Origin of the sequence: Pseudomonas sp. ChxA (assembly GCF_030263855.1) — a bacterium.
GTDB lineage: Bacteria > Pseudomonadota > Gammaproteobacteria > Pseudomonadales > Pseudomonadaceae > Aquipseudomonas > Aquipseudomonas fluorescens_CB.
In genome coordinates this window covers 4,907,587-4,928,519 of the sequence record NZ_JARPMK010000001.1, presented here as the reverse complement: position 1 = coordinate 4,928,519, position 20,933 = coordinate 4,907,587, and the positions used below count along the sequence as shown (strand labels likewise).

Annotated in this window: 21 protein-coding genes; 7 read left to right on the top strand and 14 right to left on the bottom strand. The window is 60.8% G+C overall.

The window, feature by feature from the left end; all coding sequences use genetic code 11:
- Nucleotides 1-526 precede the first annotated feature (526 nt).
- The 8 genes from P5706_RS22000 to P5706_RS21965 are packed head-to-tail and all read right to left on the bottom strand — an operon-like array spanning nt 527 to nt 6,635.
- Nucleotides 527-1,441: a metal ABC transporter solute-binding protein, Zn/Mn family gene (locus P5706_RS22000; RefSeq protein WP_285681800.1), complete on the bottom strand. Its 915-nt coding sequence runs from the start codon at nt 1,439-1,441 to the stop codon at nt 527-529.
- The gene (locus tag P5706_RS21995; protein ID WP_056859671.1) at nt 1,441-2,340 is read right to left on the bottom strand and encodes a metal ABC transporter permease; all 900 of its coding nucleotides are present in this window, start codon (nt 2,338-2,340) and stop codon (nt 1,441-1,443) included. The genes P5706_RS22000 and P5706_RS21995 overlap by 1 nt, the downstream gene beginning before the upstream one ends.
- Entirely contained in the window at nt 2,340-3,083 is a 744-nt protein-coding gene (locus P5706_RS21990) for a metal ABC transporter ATP-binding protein (RefSeq protein ID WP_285681798.1), read from the bottom strand. Before P5706_RS21990 ends, P5706_RS21995 begins: the two co-directional genes overlap by 1 nt.
- Complete coding sequence (locus P5706_RS21985) at nt 3,080-4,000, bottom strand: metal ABC transporter substrate-binding protein (protein ID WP_017136362.1); 921 nt, start codon at nt 3,998-4,000, stop codon at nt 3,080-3,082. The genes P5706_RS21990 and P5706_RS21985 overlap by 4 nt, the downstream gene beginning before the upstream one ends.
- Nucleotides 4,001-4,019: 19 nt before the next feature.
- Nucleotides 4,020-4,580 carry a DUF6162 family protein gene (locus P5706_RS21980; protein WP_138815959.1) on the bottom strand — a complete coding sequence of 187 codons (561 nt, stop codon included), beginning with the start codon at nt 4,578-4,580 and terminating at the stop codon, nt 4,020-4,022.
- Nucleotides 4,577-4,900, bottom strand: coding sequence for a hypothetical protein (locus P5706_RS21975; protein WP_099547881.1), 324 nt, complete (start codon nt 4,898-4,900; stop codon nt 4,577-4,579). The genes P5706_RS21980 and P5706_RS21975 overlap by 4 nt, the downstream gene beginning before the upstream one ends.
- Entirely contained in the window at nt 4,897-5,436 is a 540-nt protein-coding gene (locus P5706_RS21970; protein WP_138815958.1) for a PA2404 family protein, read from the bottom strand. The genes P5706_RS21975 and P5706_RS21970 overlap by 4 nt, the downstream gene beginning before the upstream one ends.
- Nucleotides 5,436-6,635, bottom strand: coding sequence for a PepSY-associated TM helix domain-containing protein (locus P5706_RS21965; protein ID WP_285681792.1), 1,200 nt, complete (start codon nt 6,633-6,635; stop codon nt 5,436-5,438). The genes P5706_RS21970 and P5706_RS21965 overlap by 1 nt, the downstream gene beginning before the upstream one ends.
- 268 nt (nt 6,636-6,903) lie before the next feature.
- Here P5706_RS21965 and leuC point away from each other — a divergent pair, with 268 nt between their 5' ends.
- The 6 genes from leuC to P5706_RS21935 all read left to right on the top strand — a co-directional run bounded on the left by leuC (nt 6,904) and on the right by P5706_RS21935 (nt 13,894).
- Nucleotides 6,904-8,322, top strand: a complete 1,419-nt coding sequence (leuC, locus tag P5706_RS21960) for a 3-isopropylmalate dehydratase large subunit (RefSeq protein ID WP_285681790.1) — start codon at nt 6,904-6,906, stop codon at nt 8,320-8,322.
- On the top strand, nt 8,319-8,933 hold the full coding sequence (gene leuD / locus P5706_RS21955) for a 3-isopropylmalate dehydratase small subunit (protein WP_200434551.1): 615 nt from the start codon (nt 8,319-8,321) through the stop codon (nt 8,931-8,933). The genes leuC and leuD overlap by 4 nt, the downstream gene beginning before the upstream one ends.
- A gap of 441 nt (nt 8,934-9,374) precedes the next feature.
- Nucleotides 9,375-10,529: a KamA family radical SAM protein gene (locus tag P5706_RS21950; protein ID WP_285681788.1), complete on the top strand. Its 1,155-nt coding sequence runs from the start codon at nt 9,375-9,377 to the stop codon at nt 10,527-10,529.
- Nucleotides 10,530-10,558: 29 nt separating this feature from the next.
- A complete protein-coding gene (locus P5706_RS21945; RefSeq protein ID WP_285681786.1) occupies nt 10,559-11,920 on the top strand; it encodes an ATP-grasp domain-containing protein in 1,362 nt (453 codons plus the stop codon).
- A gap of 4 nt (nt 11,921-11,924) precedes the next feature.
- The gene (locus P5706_RS21940; RefSeq protein WP_285681784.1) at nt 11,925-12,665 is read left to right on the top strand and encodes a 2OG-Fe dioxygenase family protein; all 741 of its coding nucleotides are present in this window, start codon (nt 11,925-11,927) and stop codon (nt 12,663-12,665) included.
- A complete protein-coding gene (locus P5706_RS21935; protein WP_285681782.1) occupies nt 12,662-13,894 on the top strand; it encodes an MFS transporter in 1,233 nt (410 codons plus the stop codon). Before P5706_RS21940 ends, P5706_RS21935 begins: the two co-directional genes overlap by 4 nt.
- Here the strand turns inward: P5706_RS21935 and P5706_RS21930 are convergent.
- From P5706_RS21930 to soxR, 5 genes are all read right to left on the bottom strand, one after another.
- Complete coding sequence (locus P5706_RS21930; RefSeq protein WP_285681780.1) at nt 13,875-14,789, bottom strand: LysR substrate-binding domain-containing protein; 915 nt, start codon at nt 14,787-14,789, stop codon at nt 13,875-13,877. The genes P5706_RS21935 and P5706_RS21930 overlap by 20 nt on opposite strands.
- Before the next feature lie 156 nt (nt 14,790-14,945).
- Nucleotides 14,946-16,250 carry a dicarboxylate/amino acid:cation symporter gene (locus P5706_RS21925; RefSeq protein ID WP_200434543.1) on the bottom strand — a complete coding sequence of 435 codons (1,305 nt, stop codon included), beginning with the start codon at nt 16,248-16,250 and terminating at the stop codon, nt 14,946-14,948.
- Between the two features lie 96 nt (nt 16,251-16,346).
- Nucleotides 16,347-17,222 (bottom strand): alpha/beta fold hydrolase, encoded by an 876-nt coding sequence (locus P5706_RS21920; protein WP_200434541.1) that lies wholly within the window; start codon nt 17,220-17,222, stop codon nt 16,347-16,349.
- Between the two features lie 1,078 nt (nt 17,223-18,300).
- Entirely contained in the window at nt 18,301-18,759 is a 459-nt protein-coding gene (locus tag P5706_RS21915; protein WP_200434619.1) for a VOC family protein, read from the bottom strand.
- A 165-nt stretch (nt 18,760-18,924) separates the two neighbouring features.
- Nucleotides 18,925-19,374, bottom strand: a complete 450-nt coding sequence (gene soxR, locus P5706_RS21910) for a redox-sensitive transcriptional activator SoxR (RefSeq protein ID WP_056859688.1) — start codon at nt 19,372-19,374, stop codon at nt 18,925-18,927.
- Nucleotides 19,375-19,474: 100 nt separating this feature from the next.
- Here soxR and P5706_RS21905 point away from each other — a divergent pair, with 100 nt between their 5' ends.
- Complete coding sequence (locus tag P5706_RS21905; protein ID WP_056859702.1) at nt 19,475-19,840, top strand: antibiotic biosynthesis monooxygenase; 366 nt, start codon at nt 19,475-19,477, stop codon at nt 19,838-19,840.
- Here P5706_RS21905 and P5706_RS21900 read toward each other — a convergent pair.
- Nucleotides 19,829-20,932 carry a sigma-54 interaction domain-containing protein gene (locus tag P5706_RS21900; protein WP_285681775.1) on the bottom strand — a complete coding sequence of 368 codons (1,104 nt, stop codon included), beginning with the start codon at nt 20,930-20,932 and terminating at the stop codon, nt 19,829-19,831. The genes P5706_RS21905 and P5706_RS21900 overlap by 12 nt on opposite strands.
- Nucleotide 20,933 lies beyond the last annotated feature (1 nt).

Here is a 20,933-nt window from a genome sequence, read left to right as displayed (position 1 = left end):
GGTGTACCTGATGTACCGAGGTGTCTGCATCGCAGGCAAGCCAGCTCCCACAGAAAAGCAGCTCTTCAGTGTATTCAGATAGGCTTTTGCCTTGCACTTGATCTGGCTCTTGCTTCAACCACTCAGGTCGGCTTTCAGGCCGCCGTGCTGTAGATCTTGATCTGCTTTTGATCTGAGACGCCCCGTTAACCACGATGGCCGAACGCAGGCTTGAATCCGTGGGTAACCCGGCAGGACGCCGGGTTAGCCGCGCTGGGCCAAGGATGGCCCATCGCGGCGGCCCACGGATTCAAGCCGGAGTGAGGGCACACCGAGCCTAAGCGAGGTGCCGAGTGGTGGGGCACAGACCTTTTGGTTACTTTTGGGGCGTTTGCCAAAAGTGACCCGCTGTAAGAGCGGAACCAATAGAAGCCGTTACCCAAATAACGGATATACACCCCACTGCGACGATAAAACACCCCAACCCCCCAGACGCCAATATTTGTCTAGATACCCATGCACATCGCAGCCAACCCAGTTCCCACATTCAGGGCGTCAGCGCCTTGATCACCTGATCCACATTGCCTTCCAACTCCGCCACCGGGTCGGCCCCGTCGACATTCAATACCAACAGTTGCGCACCGCCCGCCGTCACCGCTGTTTTAACCGCCTCACTCGGTTGGCGGTGGTGCAGCACTATGGCCACGTCATTGGTCTTCAAGTCAGCACTGAGTGTGTGCAATGCCTCAGGCGTCCAGTCCGCGTCCGGCCGGGCATCGGTGCTCAACACCTCCAGGTTCAAGCTGCTGACCAGGTAAGCAAAGTGATCACTCAAGCTGACCACGCTCAGATTATCCGCCTTGGCCAGCCGCGCCTCGCTGTCGGCGCTGAGTTTGAGCAGGCGCTGTTTGAGCGCCGCGAGGTTGGCGTCGATCTTGGGTTTGGCTGCGGGCGCCAGGCGGCTCAGGTCGGCGGCCATCACATCGGCCATGCGCCCCATATTGTTGCTCGACTGCCATGGCTGGCTGTTCAGGCCATCGGCGCCGCCCGGCTGCACGGCAATACCCGGCAAGCCGCCGTCCACCGGGCGCGCGGCGTCCACTTCGACAATACGGATATTGCTGCGCCGCGCCACCGGGTAGAGCGGATCATCCGCCCACAGCGAGCGCAGGCCGATGGCGGCGTCGGCGTCCAGCGCCAGCGTATTCAAGGCTGGCGCACCCCGGCCGGTGAAATAGGACACTTGCCGCGAACCGGGCAGGTTGGCCGGTGCTGCGCGCTCAAGCTGTACATCGGTGCCTTTGAGCAGCACTTCGGCCAGGCCGTAGGTGATGGGCAGCGAGGCCAGCACTTTCACCGGTTTGGCGGCGTGAATCGCAGGTTTTGCAGCTTCAGCAGCCATCAACGGCGCAGTGAATAAACAGGCAATGGCCAAAGCCAGCGGATGAAAAACAGGGCGCATTATCCAAGATTCCCTTTGAGGCTGGGCACGGTGCCGCGCGCGATGGCGGCAAAGGCGAAGGCGATACCGGCCACCAGAATGATCGCGGCACCGGACGGGATGGGCAGGTCGAAGATGATCGGCAGCAGAATGCCGCACAGCGTGCTGAGCGTGGCGATCACTACCGAGACCCAGAAAAACCCCTTGAGCGACTGGCTCAGCAAACGCGCCGCCGCCGCCGGAATCACCAGCAGAGCACCGACCAAAATGGCACCGATCACCTTGACCGCCGCCACGGTGATCAAGGTCACCAGGATCACGAACAGGTAATCCAGGGTCTTCACTGCCACGCCGCGCACGGCGGCCAATTGCGGGTTGAAGCTGGCCAGCATGATGCGGTTGTACAGTGGCAGCGCCAGGGCCATCACCAGTGAGCCGACGACCGCCAACACCAGCAGGTCATTGCCGTTAACCGTCAGCACCGAGCCGAACAATACGTTTTCGAGGATATGCACGTTGATCTTGCCCGCCAGAATCAGCAGCAGGCTCGCACCCAGCGCCAGGGACACCGAGAGGAACACGCCGATCAGGGTGTCCGGCGCCAAACCCGTGCGGTTGCGCAGGTAGTTGAGCAGGATGCCGAACAACAGGCAGTAGCCGAACAGGCTGCCGTATGGCCCGGTATAGGGTTCGCCGAGCAGGATGCCCACGGCCACGCCGGTCAACGCGGCATGCCCGACGGCTTCAGAGAAGAACGCAAAGCGCTTGACCACCACCAGCGTGCCCAGGCCGCCCAGCACCGGCCCGATCAGCAAGCCGGCGAGCAAGGCGTTGACCACAAACCCATAGGCCAGTGCTTCCGGCAGGTAGCCGGATGAAGCCCAGCCCTGGACCATCAAACGAAAGGCTTCATAACTCATCACGCCGGGCTCCGCGGGTGGGTGGAAAACAGGGTCAGCAGGCGGTCCGGGGTCAGCGCCTCTTTCGGTGTGGCATCGAACAGCACGCGGCGGTTCAGGCCGGTGACGCGGTCGGCCAGGCGGCCCACGGCTTCCAGGTCATGCTCGATCCACAGCACGGTGATCCCGGCCAGGCGCCAGTCATTAAGCAGCCGTTCGAACACCTGGATACCGGCTTCATCGAGCGCCGACATCGGTTCATCCAGCACCAGCAACTGCGGCGTCGGGATCAGGCCTTGGGCCAACAGTACGCGCTGACGCTCACCGCCGGACAACGCGCCCATGCGGCGCTTGCGTTTGTCCTGCATGCCGACCCGTTCCAGTGCTTCGCCAATCGCGACGGCGTAATGCCGGGACAGGCCCAGAAACGCCGGGCGCCGCTGGCACATGGCGGCCATGAAGTCGTCGACGGTCATCGGCAAGCCCCGATCGAACTCCAGCGCCTGGGGCACATAGCCGACCGTGCCCTGGGTGTTCGGCCAGTGCAGGCGCAACTGGCCCTGGTGCGGCGTCTGCCCCAACAAGGTCTTGATCAGCGAGCTTTTGCCGCCGCCGTTCGGGCCGACCAAGGCGTGGATGCTGCCCGGTTCGACCTCAAAACTCACCGCGTCAAGAATCACCGTGCGGCCCAACGTCAGCGAGACCTTGTCGAACTCAAGGGTCGGGCCAATGCTTGCCACCTTCAATTGCTGCGCTGCCGTCATGCCCCCGACTCCTGAATCGCCCGCACCACGGTGTTGAGGTTGCCGGTCATTTCCACTTCGTATTTCTCTGGCGTGTATTCGCCGTAGGAAATATGCGACAGCGGGTACAGCTTGACCCCGGATTCACGTTGGATGGTCTCGACGTAGGTGGACGGGAAATCCATCTCCGAGAAGATCACCTTCACATCCAGTGCGCGCAGTTCATCGATGGTCTTTTTCAACTGGCTGGGGCTGGGTTCGATGCCATGGGCGGGCTCGACCACGGCGGTAACTTCCAGGCCGAATTCGCGCAGCAGGTAGTCGTAGGCCGCATGCACGGTGGCTACACGCAGGTCCGGGTTCGGCGCGCTGGTCAGCTTGGCGAGGGCATCGGCGCGCATCTGGCGCAGGCGCTTGCCGTAGGCACGGGCGTTCTGGGTGTAGGTCTTGGCGTTGTCCGGGTCGAGCTTGCCCAGTTCGCGGGCAATGTTGTTGACCTGGGCAATCGATGCACTGATTGACAGGAAGGTGTGCGGGTTGACCACCTTGCCCGCACCGCGCGCGGCATTACCGGTGGCGGCCAGCAATGGCACGTTGGCGTTGGCTTCGATCACCGGGATGTCCGGGCGCTCGCTGGTGGCGATCATGCGGTCGGCAAAATCATCATGGCCGACACCGTTGAGCACGATCACGTCGAGGGTGCCGATGCGCTTGATGTCTTCGGCGCGCGGTTCGTAGGCGTGGGGGTTGAAACCGGCCGGAATCAGCGGCACCACCTCGGCCTTGTCGCCGACGATATTGGCCACGTAGCTGTAATACGGGTGCAGGGTGATGCCGATGCGCAGGCGCTTGGCCGCTTCGGCATTCGCGAGCGGGGCAAGCATCAGGCTGAACAGGCCAACCAGCAACAGGCGTAACAGGGGCGATGAAATAGACATGGGCACTCGGTCTTCTGGTTCAGTGACGGTGCTGGCGGGTCACGCCGGCATCGAATTGCGTGACCACCTGGCGCCAGCCGGCGGCGATCAGCGCTGCGTCGGTGAGGTCGGCAGGGGCGGCGAGGTTGGCCTGGCGGTTGAGCCACACATCCGGCTCGTCGCCTTGTACGCGCATCAGCACCGAGCCGCTGGTGCTCGGCGCTTGGCTCAAACCCAGGTAGGCCGCAGGCTCGAGCAACTGCCAGCGATGGTCGCCACGGCTCACCGAACTGGCGTCCTGGGCAAACGGCGCGAAGCCTTCTTCGGCCAGTTGCTCAGGCGTCGGCAGGGCGTTTTGCTCCTGCTGCAACAGCTGGATTTCATCCAGGGTCACGCGCAGGTCGGCGTAGATGCCTTGTTCGGCAGCGCTCAGGTCACGGCGTGCGTCCAGCTGGTGGCTGGGCACGGCGGCGACCTCCTGGGTTTCACCGTGCAGCGCCACCACCGTGCCAGCCACCGCAAGGATGATCAGGCACAGCAGCAACACGTAGAGGGTTTCGTGGCCGGCCCCGGCGGGGCGTACAACCTGTGTGGTGCTCATTGGGGCTGGATATCCGCTTGGTCGATTTCCACCACGTGGCCGGGGCCTGCATCAAACAGCACATAGAACTCGGCCGAAGGCTTTTTGAACGTCAGGGTCGAGTCCTGGCCAAGCTTGCCGGGCAGCAGGATGGTTTCGTCGTAGCCGATCACATCCAGGGTCACGCCCGGCGCGCCGCTGCCGTCGGAAAAACCACCGGTGCACTGGATCTGCTCGCCGGGGATTTCCTTGCATTCGCACATCGGGTTATGGGCCAGGGCGACGCCACTGAAGCCGGCGCAGAGTAATAAAGCGGCGCGAGTCAGGCGCATTAACGTCATGGTTTAACTCCTTGCTTGTTCAACCAGGCAATGGTGGCAGGCGAGGCCTGGCTCAGCGGGATGGAACCCTGGTGCATCGAGCCGTCCCAGCCTTCCATGGTCACCCATACTTCGGCATCCACGGGTGTGCGTTCCGGCACCGGCAGCACTGCACCCATGCGGTACGGCGTGCCGAAGAAAATCACCCCGGCCGCGCGCAGGCTGCGCGGTTTGCCGATACGCAGGTAAGTGGCCTTGACCTGCTCGGCGCAGGTATCGCACAGGGCGGCGTTGAAAAATTTCATCGGGCCGGCCGGGTCCGGACGCGGGCCTTCGTTGCGAAACTCTGCGAGGGTCAGGCTCCACGGCCCCACCTGCACCTCGCCGGCCACTCGCTCGCCAATGCCGGTGTCACCGCGAAACAGCGCGGCGTCGGCAAAGTACTTGGGCATGAACCCCAGGGGCACCAGCAATAGCAGGACATTGATGTGGAATCGCCATTTGAGCCAAAAGGCCCGCAGCGGCGAAGGCGGTGTGGTGGTCGCACGTTTGCTCATCAGTTGGCCTCCGAGGTTTCAGCCTGCATGGCCGTGGCAGGGGCCGGTGCGCGTTGTGTCTTGGCTTCGCGCTTGAGGGCGTTGAGCGTGGCCAGCGCGGTGCGTTTGGTCCAGATCAGCAGACCGCTCAACACCATCATGCTCATGATCAGGCCGAAGAATGCCCAGATCAGCTTGATCCACAGGCCGCCAAAGTCGCCGGTGTGCAGCGGGCGCATGGATTCGGTGACGAACTCCAGTGTCGAGCGGTCGGACAGCAGGTGCGACACGGCAATTTCACCGTCGTACGGGTTGAGCTGCGCCGTCTGGAACATCAACGGGTACCAGCCGCGCCCGCCGATCTGCAGGTGGCTATAGGCGTTGCTGGGCAGGAACACAAAGCTGGCCTCCAGCCCGGGGATGCGCTGCGTGGCAATCTCGATGGCCCGATCGATCGGGATCATCGGTGCCGGTACACCCGGTGCCGACACAGGCACTTTCTCCCGTGCAATCACCGGCACGATGGGCTCACTGGAGATGGAGATCTGGTTGTCGCCCAGGATTGCCCGGATCAGGAACCAGATGCCGGTGATGGAAATCACCGCGATAAACCAGATCGACCAGATGCCGCTCAAACGATGGAAGTCACCCCAGAAGATCCGCGCGCCATGGCGGATTCGCAGGGTCGGGCGCAGAAACCCCTTCCAGAAACGCTTGTACACCACCAGCCCGGTGACCAGCGATGCCAGCAGCGGTATGCCAAGTGCCGACACCAGGTACCAGCCCCAGCTGTAGCCATTGGTAAACGGCACCAGCCACCAACCGTGCAACGCACGGGTAAATTGCTGGAAGTTGAAGGCCGGGCTGATGCCCTGGATCACACCGGTATACGGGTTGACGTAGACCTCCACCGAGCGCCCATCGGGATAACTGAGGTCGACACTCAGCGCAAAGTGCGACTCGTCCGGGCGGATGATCGACTGCACGATCGCCTGGGGTTCGTTGCGCTTGATGGCGCCGATGACCTGGTCGTAACTCAGCAGTTCGGCATCGTCCGACGGCTTGCTGGCGCGGATGTCCGGGTTGGCCAGCCAGACGATTTCCTGGCTGACCACCGCCAGGGTGCCGGTGACGCAGACGATCAGTACAAAAAACCAGATGGGCAACGCCAGCCAGCTATGAAGCAGAAACCAGAGTTTTGAGCGTGACTTCTTCGACATGAGAATGCGGGTCTTGATCGGAGGAGGGCAAAGGAGGCCCGGAAAAGGCCGGTCGTAGCTTTTGCTGACGCGACGGGCTGTATCTAAGTTAAGACGGATGAGAATGAGAAATCCCTAAGCGGGATATGAAAGAAAATGTTTCAGCGCTGCCGGATTGAACACGAAACATGTTCCAAGCCATCACCCAGGTGCCATTGATGGGGCCGGGGGGCTGCGTAGGATGGGGTCATACCGTTGAGCGAGTGCTTATAAAAGTGAGTCCACAAAAATGACTGCCAGAACCCTCTACGACAAACACATCGACTCCCACACGGTGTGCGCCCTGGATGACCAGGGGCATGTGCTGCTTTATATAGACCGCCAGGTGATCAACGAATACACCAGCCCCCAGGCCTTCAGCGGCCTGCGCGAAGCCAAGCGTGGGGTATGGCGCCCCGGCACCGCGCTGGCGGTGGTCGACCACGTAAACCCCACTACGCCCACGCGCATCGCCGCAATGCCCGACGCAGGCGGCGCGCGGCAAGTCTCGTACCTGGCAGAAAACTGCCAGGACTTCGGCATCGAGCTGCTGGACATCCTCGACAAACGCCAAGGCATCGAACACGTGATTGCCCCGGAGCAGGGCTTTATCCTGCCGGGCATGGTGATCGCCGCCGGCGACAGTCACACCACCACCTACGGTGCCCTCGGCGCCTTCGGCTTTGGCATCGGCACCTCGGAAATCGAGCACCTGCTGGCCTCGCAGACCCTGGTGTACAAGCGTCTGAAAAGCATGCGCGTGACAGTTGACGGCAGCTTGGGCAACGGCCTGACTTCCAAGGACGTGATCATGGCGCTGATCGGCAAGATCGGCGCGTCCGGTGCCACCGGTTACGCCATCGAATTTCGCGGCGCCACCATCGATGCGCTGAGCGTCGAAGCGCGCATGACCATTTGCAACATGGCGGTGGAAGCTGGCGCGCGTGGCGCGTTTATGGCACCCGACGAAAAAGTCTTCGCCTACCTCAAAGGCAAGCCGCGTGCGCCCAAGGGCGAGTTGTGGGAACAAGCCCTGGTGCAATGGCGCACGTTGCACACCGACGCCGACGCGGTGTTCGACCAGGAAGTGCACCTGGACGCCAGCACCCTGGAACCCATGGTCACCTGGGGCACCAGCCCCGACCAGGCCGCGCCCATCGGCGCCCGCGTGCCGGACCCGCAAGACGTCAGCGACCTGATCCTGCGCCAGGACATGCGCCGCGCCCTCAACTACATGGGCCTGGAAGCGGGCATGCCGCTCAGCGACATTGTGATCAGCCATGCCTTTATTGGCTCTTGCACCAACGCGCGCATCGAAGACCTGCGCGACGCCGCCAGTGTGGTGCGCGGCAAACACGTGGCCGAGCATGTGCGGGCGATGATCGTGCCGGGCTCCACCGAGGTACGCGACCAGGCCGAAGCCGAAGGGCTGGCGGCGATTTTTATCGACGCCGGTTTCGAATGGCGCCAGTCGGGCTGCTCGATGTGCCTGGCGATGAACGATGACGTGCTGGCCCCCGGCGACCGCTGCGCCTCCAGCACCAACCGCAACTTCGAAGGCCGCCAGGGCGCCGGGGCGCGTACCCACTTGATGAGCCCGGCGATGGTCGCCGCCGCTGCCATCACCGGCCGCCTTACCGATATCCGTCACTTTGGGGACCGCCCATGAGCCTGCAACCGTTCACCCAAGTCACCGGCCAGGCCGCGCCGATGCTGGCAGCAAATATCGACACTGACGTGATCATGCCCAAGCAATTTCTCAAAGGCATCGACCGCGCCGGCCTCGACCGTGGGCTGTTCTTCGACCTGCGCTTTTTGCCCAATGGCGCGCCCAACCCCGAATTCGTGTTGAACCAGCCAGCCTGGCAGGGCGCAAGTTTTATGGTGGTGGGGCCCAACTTCGGCTGTGGATCGAGCCGCGAACACGCGGTGTGGGGCTTGAAGCAGATGGGCATTCGCGCGCTGATCGGCAGCAGCTTTGCCGGGATTTTCTATGACAACTGCCAGCGCAACGGGGTGTTGTTGATTACCTTGGACGAGGCGGTGCTGCACACACTCGGGCAGACGGTCAGCCAGCCTGCGCAGGCGCAGATCAGCGTGGACCTTGAGGCACAGCAGATTCGCTTGGCCGATGGCCAGGTGATCCCCTTCCAGATCGACACCTTGCGCAAGACCGCGTTGTTGCTCGGCCTGGATGCAATTGGCAGCACGTTGCAGCGCAGTGAGCAGATCAAAACGTTCGAGCGCCAGCATTTGGCGGCTAACCCCTGGCTGGGTTAAAGCCTCAATAATTTAACTACGTAGTCATATAAGTAGAGCAAACGCCCTCCTGTTATTGGAGGGCGTTTTTTTTTTGGCTATTTACTTTTCAAATAATGCGAGTTGCCGCGCGCAACCTCAGTGATTACAAGGGCGGTGTCGAGGTGGCGGATTAAACCCTGAAAAAATATAAGGGTATGTTGTTGACACCTTGTAGGTCATCGGCTTAAGTGGGTGCTGACTTGGAAAGTCGCACATTATAAGAAAGGAAGTTAAACCATGACCGATGAATTAGTTGGCTTTTATACCTCTCTGGTTTCGGCGATCAAGTTTGTAACCTGATCGCGTTCTGCCACCTCTAAACCAGTTGTCATTGTTGCGGTTACCACTGTTTTTTCCACTGTGAAAAGACACGTAAGCCTATGCCTTAACATCCGTTCAGAACACAGAGAGTTCAAACTCATGTCGATTTTTGATCAAGCAATCCATCGTTCGGTGCAGTGGCAGGATTGGCGTTGGCAGCAGAAGAATGCCATCCGCGACGAACCGGCACTGCGTGCCGCGTGCGGTGGCTGGAATGAGGAAACCAGCGCGCATATCGAACACAACTTGCGCGACCGCAAACTGCAGATAACGCCTTATTACATTGACCTGATCAAGCGCTCCCTCACCGATGGCGAGGTGATGGACCATCCGCTGTGGCGCCAAGTGGTGCCCTACTGGAGCGAGCAGGTCGCTGGCGATTACGACGGCTCCTCGGAGAACTGGGAACTCGGCCACGAGATGAAAACCCCGATTTGCCAGCACAAGTACGACAACCGCGTGATCCTGCGCATGACCAACACCTGTAATGCCTATTGCCAGTTCTGCTTTGAAGCGCTGCGCACCTTGCAGGTCGGCACCGAGAAGGCGAATGCCAGCGCCGACTCGTTCAAGGACTCGCTCGAATACATCCGCAACAACCCGGCCATCGAAGAGGTGATTCTCAGCGGCGGTGACCCGTTGATGCTCGCCGACCGCAAGCTCGAAGAGAACCTCGCCGCCCTGCGTGGCATTCGCGACGACCTGCTGATTCGCCTGCACACTCGGGCCTTGAGCTTTAACCCGTTTCGCGTGACCGATGAGTTATTGGCCATGCTGGAAAAGTACAAGGTCAATGCGTTTGGCGTGCATGTGTGCCACCCGCTGGAATTGAGTGCGGACTTTGCCGTGGCGGTTAAACGTATCCAGAGTGTGGTGCCGATTGTGTTCTCCAACATGCCGCTGTTGCGCGGCGTGAATGACGATGAAGCGACCTTGCATAAACTGTTTATCGACCTGTATCGATTGGGCGTAAAACCGTATTACTTGTATCACTTCATGCCGTTTTCACCCGGCGCATCGGAATATAAAGCATCGATAAGCCACGCCATCGCTATTATGGATCGCCTCAAACGGCGTGTGTCCAATATTGCCATGCCGGAATATGTACTGCCGCATGCACAAGGCAAGTTTACCGTGCCGCTGCTGGACGTTGAAAAACCACAAGACTTGCCGCACTTTGAAGTGCGCGATGGGCAACGTCATTACCGTTTCCGTAATTGGGAAGGGCAGTGGTGCAGTTGGCAGGATGCCTGAAGTTATTGACGCATGAGGCGGTATTAATCATGAAACAAGATGCCATTCTTTTTATTGATGTCGATGACAGTGCTTCCATTCGCTATAGCTACCGCGAGCCGCACTTTGTTGCGGCCCGGACCAAAGGCCTGGTGTGTTTAACTGCAGGTCTGGCGGGGCGCAAGCACCTGCAACGGCTGCAGGATGACAGTGATGAAGTCTTCCTGCTCGATACACTCAGCGAAGCGGCGATTCTCGACTTGGTGGGCGAACTGGATGGGCGCTATCAGATCCGCGCAATCTTCTGTCAGGCCGGCCACCCGTCTGCGCAGGGCGAAGTCGGCTGCATCGTGGCGCAGGCCTGTCGGCGGCTGGGCCTGGTGCATAGCGACCCACTCGCCATCGCTGCGTGTAACAACAAGTTCCTGATGCGCCGTGCGCTGAAAACACACGGCGTGCGTTCGGTGCCGTTTGCGCTGTGCAACAACGAACAGCAACTGCGCGAAGGTGCCGAGCACGTGGGTTACCCGCTGATCGCCAAGCCACCCTTTGGTGGCGCGTCGGCATTTATCAAGAAATGCTCTGATTGGACGCAGTTGCGCAGCCATTACGCGCACTTTCTGGCCGATCATGCCAGCGCAGCCTACGCGGACTTCTACGGCTGCGCCCACACGCTGCCGGAAGAGGGCGGGCAGCGCCGTGAATACCTGCCAGGACGCAGCCTGCTGCTTGAAGGGTTTATCCCAGGTATTGAAGGCAGCGTGGAGTGTGTGGTGGCGGGTGAGCAGGTTCACGCGCTGTTGATCAATGAAAAACTGATGTTGACCGAGCGCAGTGGCACCGTCCTGGAGAACCTGCTGATTTCACCGCCGACGTCCTTTACCGACGCCCAGTGTGAGCAGATCCGCCAGTACGCCGTGGAGTGCCTGCGCGCGGTGGGCCTGACCAATGCCGTGGTGCACTTCGAGTTCCGCATGACGGACGCGGGGCCGGTGGTGATCGAGATCAACCCACGTGTCGGCGGGCTGTACGTCAATGCGGCGTTCCGTGACCTGGCCGGGATCGACCCGTACGACCTTTATCTGTCCCTGCTGTTGGGTGAGCCGGACCTGAACGCCCGGTTGCAAGGCGCTGCGCACAAAATCGCCGGTGCCTCTCAGCATTACTCGATGCTGGCAATCTACCCGGAACACAGTGGTCAGTTCAGGGGCATCGAGGGGATGCAGTTCCTCGATGAGCACCCAGCGGTGCTGGAGTATTGCCAGCAGGAACCCGGCAACTGCATCGATGCAGATATCGAGGAGCACTATTTGCTCAAGTGCTGGGCCAAGGTCGACGATGCTGCCCACGCCCACGCCGTGCATGATGCGATCCGGCACAACCTGCGCGTGATTATCGACAGTAAGGTCTAGCGATATGGATATCCCACAGATTGGCGCGCACTTGCGCGAGCACCACTATTGTCACCGTCGCGATTTTCGCCAGTTGCTCAGGGTCGAGCCCGGTGAGGAGCAAAGCTTTCGCGCCTACTGGGCGAACCTGGTGCGCGACGAGGCGTTCAAGGCATACACGCATCGCGAACGGCGGATCCTGCGCTATCGTTTGTCAGCGACGCGGCAGTTGCAGATCGACCGCACGACCGCGTTCAAGTCGCCGGTCACCTATGCGGTCAACTATCGCCAGGGCGTCAACCACTTGAGCTACAGCGAGGAGGGCTTTATCGAGCACCCATTGATGCAGAAATTGCTCGCCACCGACCTGGCGGTGATCGAACCGCACCTGGGCCCGTATGCCTACACCATTGATATCCACCAGTTTCGCGTGCGTGCAGAGGGGCCATCGGCCAGCCCGACCACCTCGGGTATTCACCAGGACGGCCTGGATTGGGTGTTCATGCACTTCATTGGCCAGAGCAACACGGTGCCGGTGGTGTCCGAGGTGTTTACCGCTGAGGCGGAGCACAGCCGCGTGCTGAACCTGGCGATGGAGCAGTTCCTGGAAACCATCGTGATCAACGACCGTGGGCTGTATCACCGCGCCGGCGCTGTACGGCCGCAGACCGATTCGGCACCGGCCTGGCGCGATGTGCTGCTGGTGAGCCTGCGCGGCGTGGCGGCTGATGACGCACGGGTAGAAGACGAGGTACAACCGGCATGAGCGACGTTCAGCCCTTGGGCCTGTCGACCCGCAACGCCCGCTTGATCATCTTTGCGCGGGGCGTTTCGGACTTCGGCGCATTCCTCAACATGGTGGCGCTCTCGACCTACGTTTACTGGCTCAGCCAAAGCGTGGTGTTTGTCAGTGTGTTCCTGGCGTGCCGGGTGACGGGCGGGATTGTCGCCAGCTTGTTTGGCATCCCGTTTTTCCGGCGTTTCCCGGGGCGCAGTACCTTGGCCGGGCTGGACCTGGCCCGCGCGCTGTTACTGGTGCCGCTGCTGGTGCTGATCCCGGCGCATCAACTCAACGTGCTGCCGTTTATCGCGTTCGGCATCGGCCTGTGCAATTCGCTGTTTGCCATTGGCCTCAATAGCCAGTTGCCGACTTGGGTGGCGCTTGAACAGCGGGTGAGCACCAATGCCTGGATCACTTCGGCGGCGGCGACCGGTGCGGTGTTTGGCAGCCTGCTCTCCGGTGTGCTGATCGCCACAAGCGGATTCGAGGCGGTGTTTGCCGTCAACATCGGCACTTACGTGATAGCGGCTTGCCTGATCCTGCCGTTGCGCGCCTTGTATTCAGTTGCCGTCGCCGCGCATCGAGGGCTCGCGGCCGAATGGCATGAGTTGACCAAAGGCTTGCGCGGCGCGCCGGTGTTGGCGGCGATGTTGTTGATCAGCATGCTCGACACCCTCGGCAGTGCTGCACATAACGTCGGCTGGCCGGTATTGTCGCAATACATTTCGCCGGACACCGCGAAAACCGTCATGGGCTACCTGCTGGCGGTGTGGGCCTGTGGCAAGTTCATCGGCGCGCGCCTGGCCAGTGCGTTGCTCAAGGGCCGTGGCACCCAAGGCATGGAGCGCTGGTTCATGGCGGGTGTGGCGCTGATGTCCAGCGGCTTTATCCTGACCTTCCAGCAAACTGAACTGTGGCTGGCGCTGCTGTTGGTGGTGTGGGCCGGGCTGGGCGACGGCATCTCCGAGGTGGCGCTGGTTTCCCGCGCGCAAAGCGAACCCGATAGCTTGCGCCTGCCGCTGTTCAGCCTGTTGACGCTGATCCAGATGGCCGGCTTTGGTGTGGGCATGCTGGTGGTGGGGCCGTTCTACCTGACGTGGACGCCGGCCCAGGTGATCGTGCTGTTCCATGGGTTGCCATTGACCGCCCTGGTGATCATGACGGTATGGCTGGGTGTCAGCGCCACGCGGGGCGTCAGATCGACAACCCCTTGAAGTGCTCCTGCAAAAATTCCACGCAGGCGCGCAATTTGCCGGAGTAGGCCAAACGTGTCGGGTACACCGCCCACACGTTGGCGCTTTGGGTGTAGGCGTGCAGCACCTGCACCAACTTGCCCTGTTCCAGCAGCGGTTTTACGTCCCACATCGAGCGCAGTAACACACCGCGCCCGTCCAGGGCCCACTGCAACACGATTTCGCCATTGTTTGAAGAAAGCGGCCCGCGCACGCGCACGCTTTCGGGGGCGCCGTCATGCTCCAGGTTCCAGATGCCGAAGGCGTTGTCGCGCTCCTTGAGCACCAGGCAGTCGTGCTGCTCCAGGTCGCTCAACTGTTGCGGTGTGCCTTTGCGTTGCAGGTAGGCTGGCGCTGCGCACAGCACGCGACGGTTGCTCACCAGCCGCCTGCCGATGTGCTGGCCGGGGATGTCATCGCCGACGCGAATCTCCAGGTCAAACCCTTCACTGACGATATCCACCACGCGGTCGAACAGGTCCAGGCGGATTTCCAGGTCCGGGTACTGCTCGGCCAGCAACGACAGGGCCGGCGCCACATGGTTGCGGCCGAAACCGAAGCTGCTGCACAGGTGCAGATGCCCGCGCGGGCTGTCGTGGGCGTCGCTCAACTCATCGGACAGTTGCTGGAAATCTTCAAGGATGCGCACAGCCCAGCGTTGTACCCGCTCGCCGTCTTCGGTCAGGGCGATGCGGCGGCTGGTGCGGTGCAGCAGGCGCGTGGCCAGGGTGGTTTCGAGGATCTGAATGCGCTTGCTCACATACGCAGGCGACAGCCCCAGCTCATCGGCGGCGGCAGCGAAGCCGGCCTTGCGGATCACGGTGAGGAACACCCGCAGGTCTTCGGGTAGGGGCACGGTATCTTTCTTATGGGTCATCAGAAACAGACGTGGCGGCATGAACCGCCAGAATAGCACCGGTGTGGCGAGGGAGCTTGCTGCCGCTGGACCTGGTGGGTGTGCCCAGGATTCTGCGGCTGTTGCGCAGCCCAGCGGGAGCAAGCTCCCTCGCCACAAGATGATTGTCTTTAAGGCTTATTCGGCGGCGATCTTCGCCTGCGCGGCAGCCCGAGCATGGCGGCCATGCTTGAGGGCGATAGGGGCCATTTTTTCGCGGTCCAACTCACCCTCCCAGGCGGCTACCACCAATGCCGCGACGGCATTGCCGATGATATTGGTCAGCGAGCGGCACTCGGCCATAAAACGGTCGACACCCAGGATCAGCACCATCGCCGCCACCGGCACGGTCGGCACCACCGCCAGGCTCGCGGCCAGCGCCACAAAACCTGCACCGACCACCGCACCGGCGCCCTTGGAGGTGAGCATGGCCACCGCCAGCAAGGTCAGTTGTTGCTCCAGCGGCAGGTGGATATTGGTGGCTTGCGCCAGGAACAACACCGCCAGGGTCATGTAGATATTGGTGCCGTCGAGGTTGAAGGTGTAGCCGGTCGGCACCACGATGCCCACCACGCCTTTGGACGCACCCAGGCTTTCGAGTTTCTGGATCAATTGCGGCAGTGCCGACTCCGACGAGCTGGTGCCTAGCACAATCAACAGTTCCGACTTGATATAGCCCATCAGCTTGAAAATGCTGAAGCCGGCGTAGCGCGCGATGCTGCCCAGCACCACGGCCACAAAGAAAAACGCGGTGAGGTAGAACGTACCCACCAACTTCAGCAGCGGCAGCAATGAACCCACACCGTATTTGCCGATAGTGAAGGCAATTGCCCCAAACGCCCCGATCGGCGCCACTCGGCTGATGATGCCGACGATGCGAAAGAACACTTCGCTGGCCTGGTTGATCACGCCCACCAGTGGCCGGCCTTTTTCCCCGACCATCACCAGGCCGATGCCGAACAGTACCGAGACAAACAGCACCGGCAGGATTTCGCCCTTGGAGAAGGCATCAAAAAACGTGGTGGGGATCACGTGCAGCAGGAACCCGGTGATGCCTTCGCCATGTTCGGCCTGGCCGACGAAGCCGGCGATGGCCGAGCTGTCGAGGGTCTTCACATCAATGTTGAAACCCACGCCCGGTTGCAGCAGGTGCGCGGCGAGGATGCCGATCAGCAGGGCGATGGTGGAAACGATTTCGAAGTACAGCAGCGCCTTGCCGCCGACCCGGCCCACCTGTTTCACATCGTGCATGCTGGTGATGCCGGAGACCACCGTGCAGAAGATGATCGGGCCGATGATCATCTTGATCAGTTTGATAAACCCGTCGCCCAGGGGCTTGAGGTCGATACCGATTTGCGGCCAGACATGGCCGATCAACACACCCAGCGCGATGGCGATGAGCACCTGGACATACAGGGTTCCCAGCAGTTTTCGGATTGTCATTTTTATTATCTCGGGATGTTTTTTGGGCAAAGCGAACCCGTCGCAGGCCATTGGCAGCCTGCGAGGCGGGTGTTTCAGATCACGCTGTCAGTGCATTCAGCGAAGGAAGGCCAGGACTTCGCCAAGCAACAACTCAGGGGCTTCTTCGGCAATGTAGTGCCCGGCCGGCAGCGCCTTGCCACGCACGTCGGTGGCGACTTTCTGCCATTCCTTGAGCGGCTCGAAGCAGCGGCCGACAGTGCCTTCGGCGCCCCACATCACCAGCAACGGCAGGTTCAGGTGGTTGCCTGCGTCGATGTCGGCCTGGTCGTGCTCAAGGTCTATACCGGCGGCGGCACGGTAGTCCTCGCAGATACCGCGAGCGGTGCCGGGCAGTTGCAGGCAGCGCAGGTATTCGGCGAAGGCTTCATCGGTGAACGGTTTGAGCCCGGCACTGCGGCTGCCCATGACGCTGCGCAGGTACAACTCGGGGTTGCTCTCGATCAGGGCTTCAGGCAAGGGCGCCGGGCGGATCAGGAAGAACCAGTGCCAGTAGGCGCGGGCGAAAGCTTCGTCGGTCTGTGCGTACATCGACAAGGTTGGGGCGATGTCCAGCAGCACCATGCGTTGCACGGCGGCGGGGTGGTCCAGGGCTAGGCGATGGGCAACGCGAGCGCCACGGTCGTGGGCCAGTACCGAGAAACTCTCGAAGCCCAGGGCTTGCATCAGCTCGACGCCGTCGCGGGCCATTTCGCGTTTGGAGTAGTTGGTGTGATGGTCGTTGGCGGGTGGTTTGCTGCTGTCGCCATAGCCGCGCAGGTCGGCGGCGACCACGGTGAAGTGCTGGGCCAGCTGTTCGGCGATTTTGTGCCAGATGACGTGGGTTTGCGGGTGCCCGTGCAGCAGGAGCAGACCGGGACCTGTACCGCCTTTGCGGTAACTGATGTCCACGCCGTTGACGTGGCACTGGTCTTTTTGGAATCCGGCGAACATGGGATGACTCCTCTTTATAATTGCTCGCATCGTGGAATCACGCGGGGTTTGGGGCAAGGGGGAAAGCGTGTAGGGGTTGTTCATGAAGTGTGTTGCGGGGTTGGTCGCTATGGTGGTTTTTCGGGGTACATATCCGTTGTTGCGGTCACGGCTACCTATGGTTCCGCTCTTACAGCGGGTCACTTTTGCAAGGACGCAAAAGTAACCAAAAGGTCCTCGCCCCACCACTCGGTGCCTCGCCTAGGCTCGGCATGCCCTCACTCCGGCTTGAATCCGTGGGCCGCCGCGATGGGCCATCCTTGGCCCAGCGCGGCTAACCCGGCGTCCTGCCGGGTTACCCACGGATTCAAGCCTGCGTTCGGCCATCGTGGTTAACGGGGCGTCTCAGATCAAAAGCAGATCAAGATCAAAATCTACAGCACGGCGGCCTGAAAGCCGACCTGAGTGGTTGAATCAAAAGCCAGATCAAGTGCAAAGCAAAAGCCTATCTGAATACACTGAAGAGCTGATTTTCTGTGGGAGCTGGCTTGCCTGCGATGCAGGCACCTCGGTGTGTCAGGTACACAGAGTTGATGCCATCGCAGCGGTGCGACGATTCGACAAGCCAGCTCCCACATTAGACCGAGTATGGCTTTGCTGTTGCTGTTGCTGTTGCTGTTGCTGTTGCTGTTGCTGTTGCTCCGGCTCTTACATCCTTTTCGATGACGAAGTCAGCGGTCTTTTGATCTGCGCTTTTGATCTTGATCTGAAATCGCCCCGTCAAACACGATGGCCGGAATCTGACAGTGATTTGGGGGGTAAACCGGCAGGGATGCCGGTTTAGCCGCGCTGGGCCAAGGATGGCCCATCGCGGCGACCCCCCAAATCACTGTCGGATTACGGGCATGCCGAGCCTAAGCGAGGCACCGAGTGTTGGGGCGAAGACCTTTTGCTTACTTTTGGGTCTTTCCAAAAGTGAGCCGCCGTAAGGGCGGAACCCTAAGCCGCCGTTACCGCAGCAACGGATATGTACACCACCAACAAGCCGCCATCGCAGACAAGCCAGCTCCCACATTAGATATGCAGAGTTATTAAAACTTCAGCCTTGCTCGAACATCGCCATAGCCCGCTCGCGAATCTGCGCTTCAGTCAGGTCCTCCTTGCGCGTAGCCAAAAACCACAGGTGGCCAAAGGGATCCTTCACACTCGCCGAGCGGTCACCGTAAAACTGATCTTTGGGCTCGGACACCGAAAGGGCGCCTGCCTCAATGGCCTGTTGGTACTGCGCATCCACATCGTTCACATACAGGTGCAAACCAACGCTGGTGTGTTCAGTGGGATTACGCAGCGCCATGTCGGCGCAAGGCGAGCCGAGCATGATCGCCGAGTCACCGATGCGCAGCTCGGCGTGCCCAACCTTGCCATCGGGCATGTCCAGGCGCATGACCTGGGTAGCGCCAAAGGCTTTCTGGTAGAACTCAATAGCCTCGGCGGCGTTATCGATGCCCATATACGGCGTGATGCTGTGATAACCCTCAGGGATTGGCTTAACGCTCATATCGTTCTCCTCAGGTGGGGTTGTGAAGGTCCGACCTTTTCACTATAGGCCACGCCCGCCGTGGCCTGCAGGTAACCGACGAGGTGTTGGCAACTCGGTTTAACTGACAGGCCGGGTTGTCTGCATCGCAGGCAAGCCAGCTCCCACATTGATTGCATTGCCAACTCAGGCGGGTGTGGTGGGCTCCAGTAACTGGGCGCCGGGCCCATGCTCACCTAACTGATCATCCTGATTACGCAACGGACACGCCTCCAGCGACAAACACCCGCAACCAATACAGCCGCTGAGTTTGTCGCGCAGCAGCATCAGCTTGTTGATGCGCTGATCCAGATCCTCGCGCCACAACGCCGACAAGCGTTCCCAATCCTGTGCTGTGGGCGTGCGCCCATCCGGCAAGGTCTGCAACGCCTCGCCAATGGTCGCCAGTGGAATCCCCAAACGTTGTGCGATTTTGATCACCACCACGCGCCGCAACACATCCCGTGGGTAGCGCCGTTGGTTACCGGCGTTGCGGTTGCTCTTGATCAACCCCTTGGACTCATAAAAGTGCAGCGCCGTAACCGCCACGCCACTGCGAGCGGCGAGTTGGCCAACGGTGAGTTCCTTGGTAAGCATAAAAAACTCCAGATAAGCGCTTGACCTTGACTTAACTAGAGGTTTTACCCTGCGTGGCATCGAATCGCAAGATTCTGCCTACAGAGAGAGGGGAGTGTTCATGCAGGTATCAGAGAAAAATCGCAGCTTCACTCAGTTGATCGAGTTTCAGATCGAACCTCAGCAGCAATTTGCCCTAGTGGCCGCCTTGTCCACCCAGAGCGAACGCCTGGCCCAGGGCCATGGCGGCTTTATCAATGCCAGTGTGCAAGTCAGCGACGACGGGCGGCGGGTGCTCAATTACCTGCAATGGCGCTCGCGTGAGGACGGCGAGGCGGCGTTCAAGTGTTTTGAGCACGGCGAGGAAGACTTCTGGACGCTGATTCGCGCCCACCAGGCCACGGCGGTGACCTTCGGTTCATTTCAAGTGCTGCGCAGTTTCGAGCGCAGCCATGACAACGCCTTGCACTGCCGCCTAAATGGATAAATGCAACATGCGCTCGCCCTGCACGTTTTCGCCGGGGCGGCGTTTGTTCACCGCCAGCTCGCCGATCTTGATCAGGCGTGTGCGCGTGACGTTGCGGCTCAAACCCAGCAGGTTGGCGGTGTGTACCTGGTTGTAATGGCTGAAACGGTAAGCGGCGCGCAATAGCGCGTCTTCGACCTTTTCATGCAGGGCGCCGGCCTGTTCTTCGAAGAGCTTTTGAAAGGCGCGGGCCAGCAAGGCTTCGGCGCTGTTGTCGGTGCCGTGCTGGCTGTCGTCCTGACGTTCGATGCGCATGTTCGACAGGCGCAGATCATCACGCTCGATCAGGCCATTACGGCAGATCAGCAACGTGTGGTGAATCACGTTTTCCAGCTCGCGGATATTGCCCGGCCAACTGTAGCTTTTGAGCTTGTGCTCGGCCTCACGGCTGATGGTGATCGGGCCGTAGCCCAGGCGCTGGCTATAGGCTTCGATAAAATGCCGGGTCAGCGGCAGGATATCGCCGGGGCGCTCGCGCAGTGGGCTGAGTTCCAGGCTGACCACATCCAGGCGGTAGTAGAGGTCTTCGCGAAAGTGCCCCGCGTTGATGGCTTTTTCCAGCTGCACGTTGGTGGCCGCCAGCACGCGCACATCAATCGCAATGCTCTTGCGCGAACCCAGGCGCACGACTTCGCGTTCCTGTAGAACGCGCAACAATTTGACCTGGATCGCCATCGGCAAATCGCCGATCTCATCGAGGAACAAGGTGCCGCCGTCGGCCTCTTCGAACCAGCCGGCCTTGGCACTGAGGGCGCCGGTAAACGCACCTTTTTCATGCCCGAACAATTCGGCTTCCACCAGCGATTCGGAAAACGCGCCGCAGTTAACTGCCACAAAGGGCCGGTTACGCCGCGCACTGAGGTTATGAATATGGCGCGCCACCAGCTCTTTGCCGGTGCCGGTCTCGCCGATGATCAGCACACTCGCTTCGCTGGGCGCCACTTGCTGGATATGGTCGAGCAACGCCTGGGATTTGGGGTCTTCGAAGACCTGGGCCGTGGCGCGAATCGAGGTCGCGAGGGCGGGCGAGGGCGGTAAGGTTAACAGCTGCATG

Excerpts from the sequence above, each read along its gene's own strand:
- P5706_RS21940 (WP_285681784.1), top strand. The coding sequence starts at position 11,925 with ATGGATATCCCACAGATTGGCGCGCACTTGCGCGAGCACCACTATTGT.
- P5706_RS21915 (WP_200434619.1), bottom strand. The coding sequence starts at position 18,759 with ATGAGCGTTAAGCCAATCCCTGAGGGTTATCACAGCATCACGCCGTAT.
- P5706_RS21985 (WP_017136362.1), bottom strand. The coding sequence starts at position 4,000 with ATGTCTATTTCATCGCCCCTGTTACGCCTGTTGCTGGTTGGCCTGTTC.
- P5706_RS22000 (WP_285681800.1), bottom strand. The coding sequence starts at position 1,441 with ATGCGCCCTGTTTTTCATCCGCTGGCTTTGGCCATTGCCTGTTTATTC.
- P5706_RS21970 (WP_138815958.1), bottom strand. The coding sequence starts at position 5,436 with ATGAGCAAACGTGCGACCACCACACCGCCTTCGCCGCTGCGGGCCTTT.
- P5706_RS21920 (WP_200434541.1), bottom strand. The coding sequence starts at position 17,222 with ATGTTCGCCGGATTCCAAAAAGACCAGTGCCACGTCAACGGCGTGGAC.
- P5706_RS21925 (WP_200434543.1), bottom strand. The coding sequence starts at position 16,250 with ATGACAATCCGAAAACTGCTGGGAACCCTGTATGTCCAGGTGCTCATC.
- soxR (WP_056859688.1), bottom strand. The coding sequence starts at position 19,374 with ATGCTTACCAAGGAACTCACCGTTGGCCAACTCGCCGCTCGCAGTGGC.
- P5706_RS21995 (WP_056859671.1), bottom strand. The coding sequence starts at position 2,340 with ATGAGTTATGAAGCCTTTCGTTTGATGGTCCAGGGCTGGGCTTCATCC.
- P5706_RS21930 (WP_285681780.1), bottom strand. The coding sequence starts at position 14,789 with ATGACCCATAAGAAAGATACCGTGCCCCTACCCGAAGACCTGCGGGTG.
- P5706_RS21900 (WP_285681775.1), bottom strand. The coding sequence starts at position 20,932 with ATGCAGCTGTTAACCTTACCGCCCTCGCCCGCCCTCGCGACCTCGATT.
- P5706_RS21950 (WP_285681788.1), top strand. The coding sequence starts at position 9,375 with ATGTCGATTTTTGATCAAGCAATCCATCGTTCGGTGCAGTGGCAGGAT.
- P5706_RS21965 (WP_285681792.1), bottom strand. The coding sequence starts at position 6,635 with ATGTCGAAGAAGTCACGCTCAAAACTCTGGTTTCTGCTTCATAGCTGG.
- P5706_RS21905 (WP_056859702.1), top strand. The coding sequence starts at position 19,475 with ATGCAGGTATCAGAGAAAAATCGCAGCTTCACTCAGTTGATCGAGTTT.
- P5706_RS21935 (WP_285681782.1), top strand. The coding sequence starts at position 12,662 with ATGAGCGACGTTCAGCCCTTGGGCCTGTCGACCCGCAACGCCCGCTTG.
- P5706_RS21990 (WP_285681798.1), bottom strand. The coding sequence starts at position 3,083 with ATGACGGCAGCGCAGCAATTGAAGGTGGCAAGCATTGGCCCGACCCTT.
- P5706_RS21945 (WP_285681786.1), top strand. The coding sequence starts at position 10,559 with ATGAAACAAGATGCCATTCTTTTTATTGATGTCGATGACAGTGCTTCC.
- leuD (WP_200434551.1), top strand. The coding sequence starts at position 8,319 with ATGAGCCTGCAACCGTTCACCCAAGTCACCGGCCAGGCCGCGCCGATG.
- leuC (WP_285681790.1), top strand. The coding sequence starts at position 6,904 with ATGACTGCCAGAACCCTCTACGACAAACACATCGACTCCCACACGGTG.
- P5706_RS21975 (WP_099547881.1), bottom strand. The coding sequence starts at position 4,900 with ATGACGTTAATGCGCCTGACTCGCGCCGCTTTATTACTCTGCGCCGGC.
- P5706_RS21980 (WP_138815959.1), bottom strand. The coding sequence starts at position 4,580 with ATGAGCACCACACAGGTTGTACGCCCCGCCGGGGCCGGCCACGAAACC.